Origin of the sequence: Aestuariivivens sediminicola (genome assembly GCF_022662015.1) — a bacterium.
Classification (GTDB): domain Bacteria; phylum Bacteroidota; class Bacteroidia; order Flavobacteriales; family Flavobacteriaceae; genus Aestuariivivens; species Aestuariivivens sediminicola.
Genome location: NZ_JAKMCM010000001.1, coordinates 665,811 through 684,549 on the forward strand (window position 1 = coordinate 665,811; position 18,739 = coordinate 684,549).

An 18,739-nucleotide genomic window follows, 5' to 3' on the forward strand; every position below is an offset into this window, starting at 1 on the left:
TAAAAACCGATTTACTAACATCTTGCACAATAATATTAACAGAATTGCATTATATTACAGGTTTATAATTCGTGTCCATGATTTTTACCACATACAAAAACACATTACGCTGGATTATGATCGTGGCGTCCTTTGTTATTGTTTCCCTAATTCTATGGAACACCTATGTGTTTTTTCAAAACTTCAAGGCAGAAGAACGCAGTAAAATGGCCATTTGGGCCCAGGCTCAAAAAGAACTGAGCAAAAGTACGGACCTGAACCAGGATATTGGTGAACTTTCTATTGAAATTCTGCAAAGCAATAAAACCACGCCAATGATTATTGTTAATCAGGATGGCAGTTTCGATTCGAATAACATAACAGAAGAAAAAAGCAGGGACACCCTTTATATCAATAAACTTATTTCAAGGTTTCAGAGTGAATATGAACCCATTGAGGTAATCTATAACAATGAAGTACTCTCAACGATTTACTATGGCAATTCGGCCCTTTTAAACAAGTTAAAATATTATCCCCTGGCCCTATTGCTCATTATCATCTTGTTCAGTGCGGTGGTCTATTTCTTCTACCGAAGTAATAAAAATGCGAGTCAGAACAAATTATGGTCCGGGATGGCCAAAGAAACGGCGCATCAGATTGGTACCCCGCTTTCCTCATTGATCGGATGGGCCGAAATCTTAAAGGCGGAGGACGTTAATCCGAGTTATATCGTTGAAATAGAAAAGGATGTTGACCGGCTAAAGACGATTACTGAACGTTTTAGTAAAATAGGATCGGTTCCATCGCTTGAAATTGCCGATATTGTTGAGGAAACGACAGATTCTTTTGACTATCTGAAAGTGCGTTCTTCATCTCTTGTACATTTTGAAATGAATACGCCGGATCAAAAAATACCCGTATATCTGAACAGGCAACTTTACAGTTGGGCCATTGAAAACCTGGTAAAAAATGCAATTGATGCCATGAAAGGCAGAGGAAAACTGATCATAGATATCGTCGAACTTGAAAACACGGTTAAAGTAAGGGTAAAAGATAGTGGCAAAGGCATTTTAAAAAAGGACTACACAAAAATATTTGAACCGGGTTATACGACAAAGCAGCGCGGTTGGGGCCTGGGTTTATCTCTTACCAAACGTATCATTGAGGACTTCCACAACGGAAAAATAAAGGTTCTACATTCTGAAATGGGTAAAGGAACCACCATTCAGATTTCCTTAAAAAGAGCTTGATATGCAGGACCGATACATTCATATTAAAGACGTTGCCCTAAAAAACAATTGCCCGGTCTGCTATAACAATGAAGGGTTGTATTTAACATTTAAGCAACGCATCATCGATACAAAATTCTTTGAACGGGTCACCTCCGAAATAAGACATGAGCTTCATTGTAAAACATGTAACAGTCCGATATATCCTGTACAGTGGACTGATGATATCGAGCAGGTTTTTGAATATCTCCAAAGGTCATTTACACCCAAAAAAACCGCAACAACCTTAAAGCGACCCTCATGGATACTTCTATCAGGACTATTGATAGTCCTTGTTTCAGGGCTGTCACTGCTCCTTTACTATACTTTACAGGAATGATTTTATAGCCTTTGCCGTAGCTTCGAACGCTTCCGGTGTTAAAACCGCCTTTTCAATAAAACGGGCATCTTCCATACTGTGGAGCGGAATCAAATGGACGTGAACATGAGGTACTTCTAAACCAATGACCGTCATGCCAACGCGCTTACAGGGAACGGCCTTTTCGATAGCAAGGGCGACGCGACGTGAAAACGACATCAATCCGTTATAGGTGGCCTCGTCTAAATCAAAAATCTTATCTACCTCTTGCTTTGGGACACATAAGGTATGCCCCTTACTGTTCGGATTTATATCCAGAAAAGCGAAAAACCGGTCGGTTTCCGCAATCTTATAACAGGGTATTTCACCATTGATGATTTTGGTAAAAATAGAAGCCATGGGTATTGCTGTTTTAAGGTTGAATGTTTTTTTAAATCTTTTCCGGAACTTACTGGCATTTCACCTCCCCAATCGTTATGATCTCGAAATTTCCAGAATATCAAATTTGACAACGCCATTCGGGACTTGAATTTCGGCTACATCACCAACCGATTTTCCCAGCAGGCCTTTTCCTATGGGTGAATTAACGGATATTTTTCCAGCTGCCAAATCGGCCTCGCTTTCCGCTACCAGGGTATATATCATTTCAGCACCATTCGTTTGGTTTTTAATCTTTACTTTCGACAATACCAGTACTTTTGAGGTATCCAGTTGCGACTCATCAATCAGACGGGCATTGGCGAGCGTATCCTCCAACTTAGAAATCTTCATTTCCAAAAGACCTTGTGCTTCCTTTGCTGCATCGTATTCGGCATTTTCACTTAAATCGCCTTTATCTCTGGCATCAGCAATGGCCTGCGATGCCTTTGGTCGTTCTACATCCTTAAGTTGGCTTAATTCGTTCCTTAATTTTTTTAATCCTTCAGCTGTGTAATATGATACTTTACTCATAACATCATGGTTTTCTTTAATAAAAGATGCTGAATCCTCTGTCAACTCTATCAGTTGGGGTTCAGCATACAAAAAAAATCCCGCTTACACGAGATTGTACTACAAAACTACAAAAATTTAGGGACATTTGGTACAGGACTCTCAAAGTACTTTACTTGGGGGCGCTGTGAAAAAGTAAAACAGGATAAGGGAATAAACAAAATAATTACGGTAATTTGCGTTGTATAATAAAGCTGTTCTGTCATGAGATTTTTGATTTCCCTTGTTGTGGTTTTTGTGATTTTGGGTTGCAGTAGTTCCGACGAAAATGAAAATTGCAACTTTCTACTACCTATAAGTGTTAATGAAACAATTAACCTAAGTCTCCCCTTTTACAGTCAGTTGCAATTTGCAGGAAATTCGGTCTACATTCCCAACCTGGGCAACGGCGGCATTATAGTGGCAAGTACCGGAGCGGACTTTTATGCCTGGGATGCCAGCGATCCGAATCATGCGCAAACCAGTTGTTCTGTTCTGGTTAATTCAGGATTAAACGCTACCTGTGGCTGCGATGACAAAAACGAATACAGTTTGGTTAATGGGCAACCATTGAACAACGGGGCCTTACCATGTGGTTTGCGAAATTACCGGGTTGAACAAACCGGTACTACACTTAGAATTTATAATTAATATTGCCTTTATTGGGATTACCGCATTACATTTTTTAGATGTAGGCCAAACATCCTCATGCCCCGCTCATTCCTTTGAAATTTCATAAGCAGGGGAATGCAAAATTGTCCTGTGAATTTTTTAAATTGTCCTGTGAATTTTCAAAATTCACAGGACAATTTGGATGAATTGCAGTTACAAAATGAAAATACCTTAGTCAGGACTTTTACCAGCGGTGCCCATGATTGTCCTTTTTACAGGCCTTGAACCCTGAACTGCAATGTAAGAAGGCATCATGCATTCCTGCCAATTACGCAAGATACAAGGGTTATTGTGACAAACATTATACATTTTCACTAAAACTGTAATGTTATCCCAATCAAAAAATTGGTTGTGGCCTGAGGGTAATATCCCGCCCCCTCAATGGTCATGATTTCATTCGGATTGGACCATGTATCCTCATAGGTATAATAATACCCGTTGGATACGTACTTCTTATTAAAAATATTATTAACCAGCCCGGAAAGGACAACAGATTTAAACATCTTTTTAGGATCAATGCGATAGGACAGATTAAAATCATTTATAAAATAACTGTCTAATTTTGAAGCAGGCGAATCGACATTGCCCATATACTGCTCACCCACATATTTACTCAACAAAGCCAATTGTACATTTTTTACCGGTACAAAGCTGATGGTGTTTCCGAAGACTATTCCAGGAGAAAAGGAGATATTGGTATCGCCTAAATCTACCAGTGAACCATCAACTGAAGCTCTGTAATTTTTATTCTTGTTCGTACTTAATGCAAGATTGGTAGTTATAGAGATCGCATCGGTCAACTTAATATTGGCATCCAGTTCAAGTCCAAGGCGATAACTCTTTCCGCTTGTAGCCCTAACAGGGCTTCCAACATCATCAAGTGCTCCGGTTAATACCAATTGATTCTGATAAAACATGTAATACAGGTTAGTATTAACCGTCACTCCTTCAGTGCGATACCGCCATCCCAATTCGATATCGTTAAGGGTTTCATTCTCGGTGACACCGGCTTTAAAATCATCGCGATTAGGTTCTCTGTTGGCCCGGGCAAAAGAAGTATAAAAACTATGGTTTACCAATGGCTTGTAGGTTAATCCAATCTTTGGATTAAAAAACTCAAATTTGGCATCCGTTATAAAAACCGCCCTATCGGAGTTGATGCCATTTGTTTTATAGCTAACAAAACGTCCCTGTAAATCGATAAAGCCCGTTAACTTGTCCGTTACCCTGATGTTCATCTTCGAAAACACACTAAAATCATTTTTATTGGCATCCCCATCGTAATAACGGTCTCTGATCCTCGTATTTGGCGCCAGGTCGGATCCCCAAATCACCTCACCAAAATGATCGCCGATATAGTTGCTGAAAGAGATTCCCGAAATGACTTCAACTCCAGGGCGCTTATAGGTGATGTCGGCATTGGCCACATAGAAGTGGTTATCCAACCAGCGGCGAACAATGACATCGGACCCATCCTGAATTAAATTATCAAAATCTACAGCCGTTTCTTCTGCCTTGTACTGCTCGAAATACCCTTTACCTCTGGTGTAGTTCAGACCGATATGTGTAGACCAATTTGCATCCAGCTGTTCATTCCAATGGAGCTGGTAATGGTCCTGCCAATAGTTATCGGTTTCATTCTCGTAGGTGTACGGATTCTGACGACGATCTTCCTCCAGCTGTTCTGCCGTCAGCCCAAACCAGGCCTGATAGGTCTGTTCTTTGTTTCCAAAGGTCAATGCTTTAATAAGGGTATTGGCATCCTTATAGACCCCTTGGAGGAAATAGGATTTTAAATCGGTAAAGGCGCGATCGACATAACCATCGGAATAAATTTTGGAGAAACGCCCCGAGAATTCAAAATGCTCATTCAACAGACCGGTACTCATTTTTACGGTATGCTTGCGGGTATTATAGCTGCCGAAGCTATTCGAAATTTCGGCAAAGGCGGTTTCAGAAAAGGCATCGGTCAGTACATTTAAACTTGCACCAAAAGCTCCGGAACCGTTGGTTGAGGTCCCTACACCACGTTGCAGCTGCAAACTTTCCGTAGATGATGCGAAATCACCTAAATTTACCCAAAAGGTGCCCTGACTTTCCGGATCGTTGTATGGAATACCATTGATGGTTACGTTAACTCGTGTTGCATCGGTACCACGGACTCGAATTCCGGTATAACCCACTCCTGCTCCGGCATCGCTGGTGGTTACAACAGACGGCAAATAATTTAACAAGATGGGCATGTCCTGCCCTAAGTTACGCTTTGCCAAAGCCTCTTTAGAAATATTGGAATGGGTAATCGGCGATTGATCCTTCACACGGACGGCCTTAACCAATACCTCATCCAGACGTTCCGTCTGTGTTGAATCCTGCTCAGCCTGATACTGTTGCGCCATACTGGGACCGGATAGTACGAAAAGCGTTAGAAAAAGAAAGACGTTTTTCATCTCGATATAAATTACATTTAAACCGAATAAAAAGAGGTAATTATTCTTTCCAATTAAAAAATGTGTCACGTAAATCGCTAAAGTCATGTGGCACCTATGCCACAAATAGCCTTTAGATGCCTTCTTTACGCTATTCCCTAAACAGCATTACCTGTTCTAGGTTCAATGGGTCTGATCTCAGCCGATTTCTGGCACCCCTTTAGAGAACGGAGCAAATGTAATGAACAATGGACAATAAACCATGAATTAAAGGACAATAATTCTATGGAAGTTCAGGTGGCTTTCTGAATTCCTTTTTGTCGGATTGTTTTTGTTTGTTTTTGAGTCGCTTTGTAATCGCCGATTTAGGGACTTTTGTAGAAATTCTTTTTTTTGGTTTTTCCAGAGCTGACTCTAATAAGGCCATAAAACGCCTTGTAACAATGGTTTTATTTTTGTGTTGGCTTCGGCTCTCATCGCTCTGCAGGATCAATAGTCCGTCCTTTGATATTCTTTTTTTCAGTTTCTTGAGCAGCAGCAGCTTCTGTTCGTCATTAAAGGCGGCCGAGGCATTTAAATCGAAAACCAACGCCACCTTTGTTGATGTTTTATTGACATGTTGCCCACCGCTACCTGAACTTCTAACCGCTTTAAAAGTTAGCTCTTGCATGACCTTATGTTCCCATGTGCTCAATTTCCAGAATTTTGTAATTAGGTAAGGTCAGGGTAAACCATTACAGGATTACTGACATGTTGTGAAATTTCCATTTTCAGAGGTGTTGATGGGGTGCTTTCAGTAAATCATTAACCGTTTTAACCGGGTTAAAGGTGATTATAGGCACTTCTACAAACACCGAATTCCAATGTGCCATACCCCCATTCCAGAGACCGGGTCGTTCTAACACCTTAATATCAGTATCGAATCTGGACTTCACCGTTACAAAATAGGCCTCTTCATCAACAAAGTCTTTAAGGTTAAACACCTCTCCTTTATAATTCTTTATGCCACATACAAAATCGGTAGGGTTAAAATGTGTCGCATTCTTAACAATCGTGTTCTGTGTATCATCCTTTAAATTGATTTGAGCAAACTCAACAATCTGCAAAGAGCGGTTTCCATTGTTATCCTGCACCCAAAACGGACCTCCACCAGGCTCTTTCTCATTCTTTACAATTCCGCCTACACGTATGGGTCGGTCGAGTCGATTTTTCAAAAACGCAATTTTATCCTTTAAAGGCAGCCCTGAAAGCGCATCACCAATATCCAGGTTGAAGGTGTCTTTTAAAAATTCAAGTATGCGTTCTGCACTTTCTTCGTTGACATCACCCTGATCAATGGCCTTCAAAAAATCGAAGGCTTTCCCTTGTATCTCAATTAAAACCCCACCCAACACTTTTTTATACCAGGCTAATTCTTCATGATGCTTCGAAACGGTAACATTATCAATATTTTTAATAAAAATAATATCGTAGTCAAGGGCATTTAAATTTTCCAATAAGGCCCCATGTCCGGATGCCCTGAACAACAATTTACCATCAGGTTCCCTGTATAAGGCGTTATCCAATGTAAGGGTAATGGTATCTGTAAACTTTTTTTGATTTGAAAAGGACACACTGAATTTTGTTTTCGTCTGCTTTTCAACATCTTCTTCAATATATTTAAATTCGTCGTCGAATATCTTGTTATGATCCGGTGAAATGGTGAAATGCAAATGCGCCGTCTTATTCGACATGGCGTAGAGAGCGGCTTCAAACAGATGTTCTTCGAATGCGGTAGCCACATGCTGTTTATACCTGTGAAACGGCAGGAGCCCTTTGGGGAAGGAGCTGTAATTCAAACGGTTTTCATCGAGCATGGTTTTAATGAACTCTAACCGTTTCTTATCGTAGGAAAACGCGTTAAAATCGGAAAAAATCTCATGCAATCGGTGCACCACATCCTCGAAAAAAGGCAGTTTCTCCAAACCTGCAAAAAAAATGGCAAGCCCGGAATGCTTGTGCTTATTGATATAAGCATTGATCGTATCCCTTTCCGGATCGAAAGTCTTTAAAAACTGAAATAAGAATTTGAACATTCTGGTGGCAGCACCCGAGGCAGGTACAAATTTTACCATGGATAAGCGGTTACGATGGTCTTCAAAAACAGACACATAGCGGTTTTGGGTTTCCTCAGACAGCCTTAGAATACCATCGCCAACAGTTGCCGCCTTTACCAAATTGGTATATGAAACACCCTTTTTTATCATGTCGATCTGCCCTGTTACCGCTTCGGGTGTTAATCCAATTTCTCGAATTTGAGTACTATCTTTATCTGTGAATTTCAATACCTTTTTTCTTTAATAACGCATCAACATGTTTTACAGCAGTATCTAAACGCTCCTTCTTACTGCCTTTCAATAATACGTATGGTCTGTTTTGCTTAATTAACTCATTTTGAAATGCCCTAAACATTTCCATCCTATGGTTGGGCTTATCCCTCAAGTCGTCAGCTTCCCACGGGGTATCAATATATGTTAAAAAATATAAATCATAGGTATTTTCCAAGGCATATTTTTCAAGTATCGGATCACAACTACCCAAATAATAGGCCTCCGAATACACTTTGGTTTCCAACAGATCGGTGTCACAAATCAAGACCGTATCTGTTTTTTTGGCCAGTTCGTTTTCCAATCGCATTTGGCCTCTTGCTATCGGCAATAAATCCTCCGCCTCACAGGTCTTGCGCTCGTTATTCCATTTGTTCTGAAGGTATTCACGGGCATATTCCGGCACCCATATGGAATTGTAATGTCTTGCCAGTTGTCTTGATAATGTTGTTTTGCCCGTCGATTCGGGACCAAATAAAACAACCTTGATACAGTTTATCCCGATGTCCCGGGATTGTTTAAGTTCTTCTTCCATGCTAAATACCCTTGTATTGCCAATACTGTAAAGATAAGATACTGTAACGATAACATCCCCCAACCCCTGTATGCATAGAGTGGTACGGTAATTATATCTGCAAGTATCCACAGCGTCCAGTTTTCGAGTTTTTTATTCGCCATAAACCACATGGCCGTGAAAAATACACCTGATGTAAAAATATCGATGTAATTTGATGAATTGATCTCGGTACCATAGGCCCTGTAGACGATATAGGTTACAACCATAGTGAGTATGAACATCCCAAAACCAATTATTTTCTCTTTTGTGTTTGTCCTGGAAATGGGAACGACATAGGTGTCTTCCTTTTTTCGAGACCAGTTCCACCAACCATATATACTCATTACCGAGTAATAAAAATTCATCATCATGTCGCCCATTAATTCATCTTTCAAAAAGATGTAAACAGTTATTACAGTGGCAACAAGGCCTGTTGGATAGACCAAAATATTTGCTTTTTTTGCATAGACCACGCTCGCAATGCCAAAGAAAAAGGCAATGGCCTCCAACACGATTAAATAGCCTGGTCTGTTGTAATATGGTTCTAAAAAGAAATCAAAAATGGGGTTCATAATTATGTCGGTCCGATTTCACAATTTTCATATATAACAACCCGCGTTCTATTAGTTCGAACGCCTCTTTAATTTCTTGAGTAAGCAGTTGCATGACAACATCATAATCGCCATAGACCTGGGTGCTTAAAGGGTTTTCCAACACCTTCAAGCCGGAGTTTCTCAATTTTTTAATGAAATGGATTATGGCCGGTTCAAAATCGTCCTGCAAAGGGGTTAAAGTTAATTCTACTGATATCTTCATATGCTTTTTATTCATCATGTTGGTCAGATTTGTAAAGCTGAGCAACCTATTTTTTCAATTGGTTAAAAAACGCTTCGTTTTCTTCGAATGCCGTCCCTATAACCACCATATCCGCTCCAGCATTATAAGCGTCTTCCAACTGCTCTTTATTGCGAATCCCACCACCTGTAATAAGCGGAATCGAAATCGCTTTTCGCGTTGCGGAAATAATGGCCGGTGGAATCGGTTCCGGGGCACCGCTGCCGGCCTCCAGATAGATCATCTTCATGCCTAACAATTCTCCGGCTGTTGCCGTATTGACAATGGTTTCAAGATCATGTCGCGATAAGGGTCGTGTGTTGGTAACCTTTTCAACAGCTGTTGTTTTTCCACTTTCAATCAAGATATAACCCGTTGAAATAATTTCCAGTGTCGTACGAGGTATTCTCGACACCGCATCTACATGTTTACCTATTAAATAGTCGGGGTTTCTGCCTGAAATTAAAGACAAGAACAGTAATGCATCTGCATTGTCGGTGAGTTGGGTCACATCACCGGGAAATAATACTACAGGCAAATCCGTATGTGACTTAACGGCCTTAATAACAGGGGCTGTTCTATGGTCCTCGACAGTACTTCCTCCGACAAAAATATGAGTCGCAACCGATGCATTTACCTTTTCAAAAAAACCATTGCTATTTTGGACACAAAACTTATCAGGATCGATTAACACCGCCAAAAGTCTTTTTCCGGCTGTAATTGAATTTAACAGATTGTCATGAATGGCGTTCTTTTGAGTCACAAAAATCGACTATTTTAATTATGCTGTAAGGCATAGGCACAAGTAAAGCCCTCAAACTCCAATCGATGTGCCCTATATTTACGTTTACTATTCTCAAAATCGATCCATGCCGTGGTATCATCCTCGTCATAAGAAAATGGAATCACCAGACAATGGTTTTTAAAACTTAACCCCGGTGTAGCATAAAGCTTGTAAAGGGCTTCCTTGATACACCACAGAACGGTTAAATTTTTGATGTAATCTGAATCGTTCTCCTTGAGATAATCGAATTCATAATCAATAAACTTATGGGCGATCAATGCTATTTTGGGACGTTGCTTTTCCAGATCAATCCCCACCGGTTCATTGCTTAAAATGACCGCTGAAAACTGAAAAGAATGGGTTACAGATATATAAGTACCATCCTTAAGGTGGGGTTTCCCGAAATTGTCATAATAGAGATCGGCATCAGAATAGTCGAAAGACTGGAGTAAACACCTTACACTTAGGAAGCCCCGTTGATGGATCTCACTTTTCATACCCGAAACCCGTTGTTCGTTTTCCGGATTAAGACGCACCTTTCGTTTTAAATCCTCAAATGATTCTGTGATCTTCCAGATTTTAACAGTAGTTTGTGAATTAACAGCAATAGTTTTAAACAGAGGCATTTAATAATCTGAAAGTTATTGGTTATCTTTGCACCGCCTTAGGCACAATTGGTATTTTTGACTTTGCGAAGTTAACTATTTACCCCTTAAACCCAAAGGCTAGTAACATTTTAAAATAGAGAAAGAAAAATATGAATACGAAAACAATTCCATATGTACAGTACAAGGTAAAGGATATCTCCTTGGCAGATTGGGGCAGGAAAGAGATTGAATTAGCTGAAGCTGAAATGCCGGGACTTATGAGCTTGCGAAAAGAATATGGCGAGGAAAAACCCTTAAAAGGCGCTCGGATTGCCGGATGTTTACACATGACCATTCAAACTGCGGTATTGATAGAAACCTTGCAGGCCCTGGGGGCCGAGGTGACCTGGAGCTCCTGTAACATCTTCTCGACTCAGGATCATGCAGCAGCTGCCATTGCGGCCGCCGGAACATCGGTATACGCATGGAAAGATATGACCGAAAAGGAATTTGACTGGTGTATAGAACAAACCTTGTTTTTTGGTGAAGACAGAAAACCTCTGAACATGATTCTGGATGATGGCGGGGATTTAACCAATATGGTGTTGGACCATTACCCTGAGCTGGCATCAGGGATCAAAGGTTTGAGTGAGGAAACCACTACGGGCGTTCACAGACTGTATGAGCGTGTAAAACACGGAACCTTACCAATGCCGGCAATAAATGTTAATGACAGTGTCACCAAAAGTAAGTTCGACAACAAATACGGGTGCAGGGAGAGTGCTGTAGACGCCATTCGACGTGCTACCGATGTCATGCTCGCCGGAAAACGCGTGGTTGTTTGTGGTTATGGTGATGTTGGTAAAGGGACAGCGGCTTCATTCAGGGGAGCAGGGAGTATTGTAACGGTTACTGAAATTGATCCCATTTGTGCACTTCAGGCCGCAATGGATGGCTTTGAAGTTAAAAAACTGGAAACAGTTGCGCCAAAAGCCGATATCGTAATTACGACAACAGGTAATAAGGATATCGTTACAGGTGCTCATTTCAAGGCCTTGAAAGATAAAGCCATAGTTTGCAATATTGGGCATTTCGACAATGAAATTGATATCGCCTGGTTGAACAAAAATTATGGCCACACCAAGAATACCATTAAGCCTCAGGTCGATAAATATACCATTGATGGTAAAGACGTTATCATTCTTGCCGAAGGCAGGCTGGTCAATCTGGGTTGTGCGACGGGACATCCGAGTTTTGTAATGAGTAATTCCTTTACAAACCAGACCCTGGCTCAAATTGAACTTTGGAACCATAGTGACCGATACGAGAATAAGGTGTATATGTTACCCAAGCATTTGGATGAAAAAGTGGCCAAATTGCATCTTGCAAAAATTGGTGTTGAATTGACCGAGCTTCGTGAGGACCAGGCCGAATACATTGGCGTTAAGGTTGAAGGACCGTTCAAACCGGATTATTACAGATACTAAATAGGCTTCATGTTCTGATCGCTGTCAGGATGTTAGCATAACAGCATAGTAGAAACCCATACCCAATGTATGGGTTTTTTTTATTAATTTAAATGACTCCCCTTTCTAAAACCCATAGGACAATGAACAGTGAATTTAAACGGATACATATCTTAAATCAGCTCCTTACCACTATAGAGGCCTACATCCCTCTAAAGGACAAGAAAGCGACCAGCGTCTCTAAAGCCACAGTGGGCTGGCAGTTGGATCATTCGCTAAAAGTGTTTAATGCCGTAAGTGATTCCATTGCGAATTCAGATCCAAAAGCATATAGACATCAATTTAATTTCTGGCGTACTGTACTATTCCCCATATGTTACATACCGAGAGGCAGGGCCAGAGCCCCTAAATTCGTATTACCACCAGAAGTTATTACCAGCGGGGACCTAAAAGATCAGATAACTATGGCAAAGCGGCATATTGAAATACTAAAGTCCCTTCCTAAAAGAGCCTATTTTAAACATTTTGTCTTCGGCATGTTATCAAAACATCAAACGCTCCGATTCTTGGAAATGCATACCAAACATCATTTGAAAATTGTGAAGGACATTCTCAGCGTACAGGATTAATGCATCGATTTTCCAATGCCTTTCCATGACATGCCCTAAGGATATGGTTGATCTGTCAGTTGGTTGTGCATGCCATCGGACCAGCTAAATAGCCCGCCATTGATCTATTGAAGTCGCATCTCATTCCCATGCTTTATCAATCCAATTTCCCGTGCCAAAACAAAAAACCCTTTCTGAGTTCAGAAAGGGTTTAATCGATTGTAATAAAGCGGTTCTTAAGCTTCAAATGGATCTATTGAAACATAAGACTTGTTGTCTTTTTTCTTGGTAAACTTTACAATACCATCGACTTGGGCATGTAAGGTATGATCTTTACCGGCATATACATTATCACCCGCATGGTGCGTATTACCTCTTTGTCTAACGATAATATTTCCTGCTACTGCAGCCTGACCTCCAAAAATCTTAACCCCTAGGCGTTTCGATTCTGATTCTCTACCGTTTTTCGAACTTCCAACTCCTTTTTTATGTGCCATTGTATTTCGATTTTATGTTTTTGTATTAACTTAATGCGGCAATTAACTCGGCTTTCTTCATGGAAGAATACCCTGTTAGTCCTTTAGCTTTTGCCATTTCTCTCAATTCAGCAACAGTTAGTTTGCTTAAATCCTGAGTTGTTTCTTCCTTTTTAGGTCCCTCTGCTTTTGGCGCTGCTTTCTTCTCAACAGGCGCAGTTGAAACATCTGCTTTTGTTGTCTTACTTGCAGAAGGTTTGGCTCCGGAGGCTGCAATACCTTCAATTATAATTTCTGTTAGAGCCTGACGATGGCCATTTTTTACCCGATACCCTTTTCGTCTTTTCTTTTTGAAAACTATAACCTTATCACCTTTAAGGTGCTTTAAGACTTTCGCACTTACCTGTGCTCCGTCTATAGCCGGGGCGCCAATAGTTACCTTGTCACCATCGCCAACCAAAAGAACATTGTCAAAATCTACTTTCTTACCTTCTTCAGCCTGCAAACGATTAACAAAAACTTTTTGGTCTTTTTTAACTTTAAATTGTTGCCCTGCTATCTCTACAATTGCGTACATAGCGTAACGTTTTTATTAATAAGTTTATGAAATATTGTGCCTGCCTGTCGGAAGGCGGGTGCAAATATACTGCTAATTAATTAAACTACAAACGTTTTGGCTATTTTGAGCGCATGTTTTTGCTGTTTTTAAATAATTGCATTACGGTAAGTGTGCATACGACCGTTGTTGCGAAACCCATAATAGCAACAACTGCAGTGATCATCCCCACGTTGGTGTCAAAACCGCCTTTAATAGTTGCCAGCAATTCAGGAATGAATTCGGCATTAATTTCGGTGGCATATAAAAGAAAAAAAACTGTAAATAAGATGGTCGCTACTCCTCCTGTAATCAGACCCGTTTTAAAGCCATCGGCATATGTAAAGGTTTCCCCGTTTTGTAATTTATAAACCCTAATGGCCTCAAAAATTCCGAAGGCGGTAATTACAGCATTAAAAAAACTGAAAACAGGATTTGTATGCCTATGAAACAAGGCCAGTACTAAAAAATAAGCTATCAATACAGCGCTTGTAACCAAACCAAAGCGCAAGGGAAGGGATAATTCTTTCATCTAATTCTGTTTTTTTGTTAGCAAAATATTTTTTTGAACACCACTTTTTATTCGGCTAAATTCGATTTATTCTATCCCGATACGTTTATATTTAAACTGGAATGATCCTTTTAAATGTCGTGAAAAATACCGAATAAAACAATTTTTAAAAAGGCTAAAACATTTTCCGTTAAGTTATAAATCCTTAATTTTGTGTTTGAAATCATACGAAAAAGATAGCATTACATTGTCTAATCTTTAATTGAACTTATGAATTATTTTAAGCATATACTGACCTGCACGTTACTGGTTTTACTACTGGCAAGTTGTAAAAATGAGGTGCAACCCGAAGTTAAAACGGTACAGGCAACTCCCGTCGTCACAAAAGATCCCAATGCGTCCTATGCCAAGGCCGAATTCACTGTTGAAGGTATGACCTGTGCGATTGGCTGTGCTGCAACTATTGAGAAAAAAATTGCTAAAATGGAAGGGGTTACCTATGCCAAAGTTGATTTTGATAAGAAATTGGCCATGGTCGAATATAATGATGCCCTTGTCAATCCAGATGCATTGATCAAAACGGTAACTGATGTTGCCGATCTGTACACCGTCAAGGATATGAAAACGGTTGACGCTTTTTCATCACAATAATTACTGACCCATTGTATTGATAGGGACCGATCGGCTTAAACGCGAATTTGGCTGAAGCGTTCTGTATTATTCGATGGATTGCCATTGCACCGTTTCCATGATGTGCTTTATATCCTGTTGTAAATAGTGTGCTGCCGGTAATATGGAGTCGTAGTTCGGTTTCGCATAGAAATAGAGTGACCCGGTTAAAAAATGACGCATGCTGTCTGTAACGTAAAACTGGGACTGGGAGGCTGCATTACCCCCTACCTCGTAAAACATCCCGTACAGTTTTTTCTTATCATAAATAAAGGCCTGTTCCCGTATTTCATCCGCTTTTATGGTATGCTTCTGGGTGAAATTTTGTGCATCCTTTAAAAAAGCAATTAGATTTTCCCTGCGTCCTTCAATGGCCTTGTAGGTCAGGTAAATGGTTCCCTTCATATTCGGATACGACAAATCTATTCCATAACTCCGGGTCGTGCCTTCCACCTCCCTAACCGACAATTTGGTGGCCCAATTGTTTTTTTCAAATGTAAAGGGCAGGTCAATGTCCACCCTGGTATAGTCAGCCTGAGGGTATTCCAGTCTCAAAAACGCTCTTGGTTTGGGTACAGGATTATCTTTACAGGACAACATCCCAAAACTTTGCATCAGAATAAGGGCTATCACTAAATTAGCAACACGTCTGTTGTAGTTCATAGGTATAGCATGTTCAGTTTTAGTTGTCATTTGGCCTTCTTCTATTTTATGGTAAACTTTAAGAGCTTGATACGCTTTTTGTCCAGAGCCTCGATGGTAAAAACGTAATCTTCAAAATGTATTTTACTGTTCAATTTTGGGAAACTCCCTGAAATTTCAAGCACAAAACCGGCTATTGTTTCTGCTTCACCTTTATTGGCTTCAAACAGCGATTCGTCCTCAATTTTCGTAATCTTATAAAAATCCTTCAATGCGGTCTTCCCTTCAAAAACAAAGTTTTTATCATCGAGTTTGGAATACATCAGATCTTCATCGTCGAACTCATCACTGATATCACCAACGATTTCTTCGATAATATCCTCCAAACTAATTAAACCGGAAGTGCCCCCATATTCGTCGACCACCACGGCTAAATGCACTTTCTTTTCCTGAAACTCCGCCATGAGATCATCCAGTTTCTTATTCTCCGGAACAAAAAAGGGTTCTCTTATGAGTTTGGTCCAATCGAACTGCTTTCTGTCGATATAGGGTAATAAGTCCTTCACATAGAGTATGCCCTTGATGTTGTCTATGTTGTCGTGATAAATAGGTATCCTGGAATAGCCATTAGCGATGATCTCGGGCATTATTTCGGTGTATTTTGAATCTATGCTCAAGGCAAATATATCAATGCGTGGTCGCATAACCTGTTTGGTGTCGGTATTGCCAAACGATACGATCCCCTTTAAAATCTTTTGTTCTTCCTTGGTGGTGTCCTCCTCACTGGTGAGTTCAAGTGCCTGGGATAACTGATCGACACTCAGATTTGATTTCTTTTTCCCGAACCTATTGTGTATCGCCAGTGTAGCGCTGCGCATAGGCAAACTAATCGGAGAAAAAAAGAGGTCTAAAAAGCGTAGCGGATAGGCCATGAAACTAGCAAATTTAAGCTTATTCCGACTGGCATATATCTTGGGCAGGATCTCACCAAACAATAAAATAAGAAACGTCACTAAGATAACCTCCAGAAGAAATTTCAAACTTATCTTGAACACATACAGATCGAAGACTAAATCGACATGACTGAATAGGGTCTCCCCAAGAAATGCAAATAATATAACGATAGCGATGTTAATGAAATTATTAGCCACCAATATCGTAGCCAGTAGTTTTTTAGGCCGGTCCAACAGTTGGGAAATGATCTGAATACGTTTTGGATTCTGTTCCAGTCCATCCTCAATATCGGTTCGATTAAGAGAGAACAGGGCCACCTCGGCTCCAGATATCAGGGCCGAACATATTAATAGCAGAATTAACAAGACAAAACCGAAGGTCATTGAAAAATCAATGGCCAGAAACAATGAGGTGCAACTCGAAGGGTCGGGATCCAAACAATTAGAAATTGGTTAAACAAAAAATGATCATTTCCTAAAATGGAAGATCATCATCTTCATCACTTATCGGCTCAATACTGGGCTCCTGAACGCTTTTCTCCTGAGACGGAGATGCCGGACCAACGGCATTGGCTTCGCTCTCGGCTTTTGTTGTTAGAAACGTAAAATCGGTACATTGAATTTCTGTCGAGTATCTGTCATTGCCCTTTTCGTCTTGCCATTTTCTTGTTTTAAGACGTCCTTCAATGTAGACTTTATCGCCTTTGCTCAAATACTTCTCACAAATTTCCGCACCTTTATTACGTACCACAATATTATGCCATTCGGTATTGGTAATGCGCTCGTTGGTTTGCCTGTTTGTATAGGTTTCGTTGGTAGCTAAAGGAAAACGTCCAACACAACCACCCCCTTCAAAATAATGCATTTTCACTTCATCTCCTAAATGCCCAATCAGCATGACTTTATTCAATGTCCCAGACATAACTTTTTTAATTTTTAGAAAGCAAAATTAGTTATTTGCTTTGCATTTTTTTAAAATTAATAAAAAAATATGATTGCCTTTACGATTCGATTAAAAATTAAAGGCCTCTATAAAATTTCCTATTAAGACCGGAACGGCAAAATTATGAATATTCCGAATCAAAATCGCCTGATCCTCCAAATTATCGACCCTCAGAATCCAGAATTTTGTATATAAATGTTGATGAGACAGTTTATGAATCACCATTTGATCATTGAATAAATGCAGTTCAAATTTTTTATCCTTTAACATCTTATGATCCTTCAGCAGGGCCTTCAAGGTCTTATAGCCTGTTTCCTTTTTGGTTTCTATGAGCGGAAATTGATATAAATTCTGCCAAATGCCTTTGTCGGTTCGCTTCTCAAGAACGGTTTTCCCGTCATTCGATAAAAACACCAAAAAATTAAAATACCGTTTCTTTATTCTCGTTTTTTTGAGCTTAATGGGTAATACATCCACTTTGTTTTGGTGGTAGGCCACGCAATGCGCGTTAAGCGGACAATCCTTACAATCCGGGTTTTTGGGTCGACATTGTATGGCTCCAAACTCCATAATGGCCTGATTGAATTGGGCAGGACGATCTTTATCGATTAAATCTTGGGCCAGCCTTTTAAATGTTGTTGTCCCTTCAGCGGTATTCACAGGAGTGCTTATTCCAAAATATCTTGAAAGTACCCGATATACATTTCCATCGACCACCGCAGCAGGTTCATTAAAACATATGGACGCAATCGCGCTCGCGGTATAATCGCCCACCCCCTTCAATTTAATCAAATCTTTATATTGCTTCGGGAATTCACCCTGCAGCTCATTAACAATAAATTTGGCAGTAGCATGCAAATTCCTGGCCCTGGAATAATAGCCCAGGCCCTGCCATAATTTCAGGACTTCACTCTCTTCGGCCCTGGCAAGATGAAATACGGTAGGATAATGGCTTAAAAAAGACTCATAATAGGGAAGGCCCTGTGCTACCTGTGTTTGTTGCAAAATAATTTCGGAGAGCCAAATAGGATAAGGATGGGTGGTCTCTCGCCAAGGCAGGCTACGCTTATTAACTGAATACCAATGCATTAAAATATTTGAAAATCGAGTAGCCAT

At 40.2% G+C, this 18,739-nt stretch carries 23 protein-coding genes; 6 read left to right on the plus strand and 17 right to left on the minus strand.

Going from position 1 to position 18,739, the window contains the following annotated elements; all coding sequences use genetic code 11:
- The first annotated feature begins 77 nt into the window (after positions 1–77).
- Together MR041_RS02940 and MR041_RS02945 are read left to right on the plus strand one after the other, a co-directional pair.
- Positions 78–1,229, plus strand: a complete 1,152-nt coding sequence (locus MR041_RS02940; protein WP_242092088.1) for a sensor histidine kinase — start codon at positions 78–80, stop codon at positions 1,227–1,229.
- Position 1,230: 1 nt separating this feature from the next.
- The gene (locus tag MR041_RS02945) at positions 1,231–1,587 is read left to right on the plus strand and encodes a hypothetical protein (RefSeq protein WP_242092089.1); all 357 of its coding nucleotides are present in this window, start codon (positions 1,231–1,233) and stop codon (positions 1,585–1,587) included.
- Here MR041_RS02945 and MR041_RS02950 read toward each other — a convergent pair.
- Together MR041_RS02950 and greA are read right to left on the minus strand one after the other, a co-directional pair.
- Complete coding sequence (locus MR041_RS02950; protein WP_242092090.1) at positions 1,576–1,965, minus strand: HIT family protein; 390 nt, start codon at positions 1,963–1,965, stop codon at positions 1,576–1,578. The genes MR041_RS02945 and MR041_RS02950 overlap by 12 nt on opposite strands.
- 75 nt (positions 1,966–2,040) lie before the next feature.
- On the minus strand, positions 2,041–2,517 hold the full coding sequence (gene greA / locus MR041_RS02955) for a transcription elongation factor GreA (RefSeq protein WP_242092091.1): 477 nt from the start codon (positions 2,515–2,517) through the stop codon (positions 2,041–2,043).
- Positions 2,518–2,760: 243 nt separating this feature from the next.
- Between greA and MR041_RS02960 the strand changes: the two genes are divergently transcribed.
- Positions 2,761–3,186: a Rieske (2Fe-2S) protein gene (locus tag MR041_RS02960; RefSeq protein WP_242092092.1), complete on the plus strand. Its 426-nt coding sequence runs from the start codon at positions 2,761–2,763 to the stop codon at positions 3,184–3,186.
- A 335-nt stretch (positions 3,187–3,521) separates the two neighbouring features.
- Here MR041_RS02960 and MR041_RS02965 read toward each other — a convergent pair whose 3' ends face one another.
- The 8 genes from MR041_RS02965 to MR041_RS03000 form a co-directional block, all read right to left on the minus strand.
- Complete coding sequence (locus MR041_RS02965) at positions 3,522–5,654, minus strand: TonB-dependent receptor (protein WP_242092093.1); 2,133 nt, start codon at positions 5,652–5,654, stop codon at positions 3,522–3,524.
- Between the two features lie 262 nt (positions 5,655–5,916).
- Complete coding sequence (gene arfB / locus MR041_RS02970; protein ID WP_242092094.1) at positions 5,917–6,327, minus strand: alternative ribosome rescue aminoacyl-tRNA hydrolase ArfB; 411 nt, start codon at positions 6,325–6,327, stop codon at positions 5,917–5,919.
- Positions 6,328–6,403: 76 nt separating this feature from the next.
- Complete coding sequence (locus MR041_RS02975) at positions 6,404–7,957, minus strand: DUF4301 family protein (protein WP_242092095.1); 1,554 nt, start codon at positions 7,955–7,957, stop codon at positions 6,404–6,406.
- A complete protein-coding gene (locus MR041_RS02980; RefSeq protein ID WP_242092096.1) occupies positions 7,941–8,534 on the minus strand; it encodes an AAA family ATPase in 594 nt (197 codons plus the stop codon). The genes MR041_RS02975 and MR041_RS02980 overlap by 17 nt, the downstream gene beginning before the upstream one ends.
- Entirely contained in the window at positions 8,495–9,127 is a 633-nt protein-coding gene (gene pnuC / locus MR041_RS02985) for a nicotinamide riboside transporter PnuC (protein ID WP_242092097.1), read from the minus strand. Before pnuC ends, MR041_RS02980 begins: the two co-directional genes overlap by 40 nt.
- Positions 9,111–9,371 carry a thiamine-binding protein gene (locus MR041_RS02990; RefSeq protein ID WP_242092098.1) on the minus strand — a complete coding sequence of 87 codons (261 nt, stop codon included), beginning with the start codon at positions 9,369–9,371 and terminating at the stop codon, positions 9,111–9,113. Before MR041_RS02990 ends, pnuC begins: the two co-directional genes overlap by 17 nt.
- 46 nt (positions 9,372–9,417) lie before the next feature.
- Entirely contained in the window at positions 9,418–10,152 is a 735-nt protein-coding gene (locus tag MR041_RS02995; RefSeq protein WP_242092099.1) for a phosphoglycerol geranylgeranyltransferase, read from the minus strand.
- Between the two features lie 14 nt (positions 10,153–10,166).
- On the minus strand, positions 10,167–10,799 hold the full coding sequence (locus MR041_RS03000; RefSeq protein WP_242092100.1) for a 4'-phosphopantetheinyl transferase family protein: 633 nt from the start codon (positions 10,797–10,799) through the stop codon (positions 10,167–10,169).
- Between the two features lie 131 nt (positions 10,800–10,930).
- Here MR041_RS03000 and ahcY point away from each other — a divergent pair, with 131 nt between their 5' ends.
- Together ahcY and MR041_RS03010 are read left to right on the plus strand one after the other, a co-directional pair.
- Positions 10,931–12,247, plus strand: a complete 1,317-nt coding sequence (gene ahcY / locus MR041_RS03005; protein WP_242092101.1) for an adenosylhomocysteinase — start codon at positions 10,931–10,933, stop codon at positions 12,245–12,247.
- 122 nt (positions 12,248–12,369) lie between these two features.
- Positions 12,370–12,855: a DUF1569 domain-containing protein gene (locus MR041_RS03010; RefSeq protein WP_242092102.1), complete on the plus strand. Its 486-nt coding sequence runs from the start codon at positions 12,370–12,372 to the stop codon at positions 12,853–12,855.
- Positions 12,856–13,070: 215 nt separating this feature from the next.
- Here the strand turns inward: MR041_RS03010 and rpmA are convergent, their stop codons facing one another.
- The 3 genes from rpmA to MR041_RS03025 all read right to left on the minus strand — a co-directional run bounded on the left by rpmA (position 13,071) and on the right by MR041_RS03025 (position 14,437).
- Positions 13,071–13,331: a 50S ribosomal protein L27 gene (gene rpmA, locus MR041_RS03015; protein WP_242092103.1), complete on the minus strand. Its 261-nt coding sequence runs from the start codon at positions 13,329–13,331 to the stop codon at positions 13,071–13,073.
- Positions 13,332–13,356: 25 nt separating this feature from the next.
- On the minus strand, positions 13,357–13,887 hold the full coding sequence (gene rplU / locus MR041_RS03020; RefSeq protein ID WP_242092104.1) for a 50S ribosomal protein L21: 531 nt from the start codon (positions 13,885–13,887) through the stop codon (positions 13,357–13,359).
- A gap of 100 nt (positions 13,888–13,987) precedes the next feature.
- Positions 13,988–14,437: a DUF4199 family protein gene (locus MR041_RS03025; protein WP_242092105.1), complete on the minus strand. Its 450-nt coding sequence runs from the start codon at positions 14,435–14,437 to the stop codon at positions 13,988–13,990.
- 249 nt (positions 14,438–14,686) lie between these two features.
- Between MR041_RS03025 and MR041_RS03030 the strand changes: the two genes are divergently transcribed.
- Positions 14,687–15,067 carry a heavy-metal-associated domain-containing protein gene (locus MR041_RS03030; protein WP_242092106.1) on the plus strand — a complete coding sequence of 127 codons (381 nt, stop codon included), beginning with the start codon at positions 14,687–14,689 and terminating at the stop codon, positions 15,065–15,067.
- Positions 15,068–15,133: 66 nt separating this feature from the next.
- On the opposite strand, the gene gldD is transcribed toward MR041_RS03030, so the two are convergent.
- The 4 genes from gldD to mutY form a co-directional block, all read right to left on the minus strand.
- A complete protein-coding gene (gene gldD / locus MR041_RS03035; protein ID WP_479686165.1) occupies positions 15,134–15,748 on the minus strand; it encodes a gliding motility lipoprotein GldD in 615 nt (204 codons plus the stop codon).
- 41 nt (positions 15,749–15,789) lie between these two features.
- Positions 15,790–17,118: a gliding motility-associated protein GldE gene (locus tag MR041_RS03040; RefSeq protein ID WP_242092108.1), complete on the minus strand. Its 1,329-nt coding sequence runs from the start codon at positions 17,116–17,118 to the stop codon at positions 15,790–15,792.
- 37 nt (positions 17,119–17,155) lie between these two features.
- A complete protein-coding gene (locus MR041_RS03045) occupies positions 17,156–17,602 on the minus strand; it encodes a single-stranded DNA-binding protein (protein ID WP_242092109.1) in 447 nt (148 codons plus the stop codon).
- Between the two features lie 90 nt (positions 17,603–17,692).
- Positions 17,693–18,739, minus strand: coding sequence for an A/G-specific adenine glycosylase (gene mutY, locus MR041_RS03050; protein ID WP_277926307.1), 1,047 nt, complete (start codon positions 18,737–18,739; stop codon positions 17,693–17,695).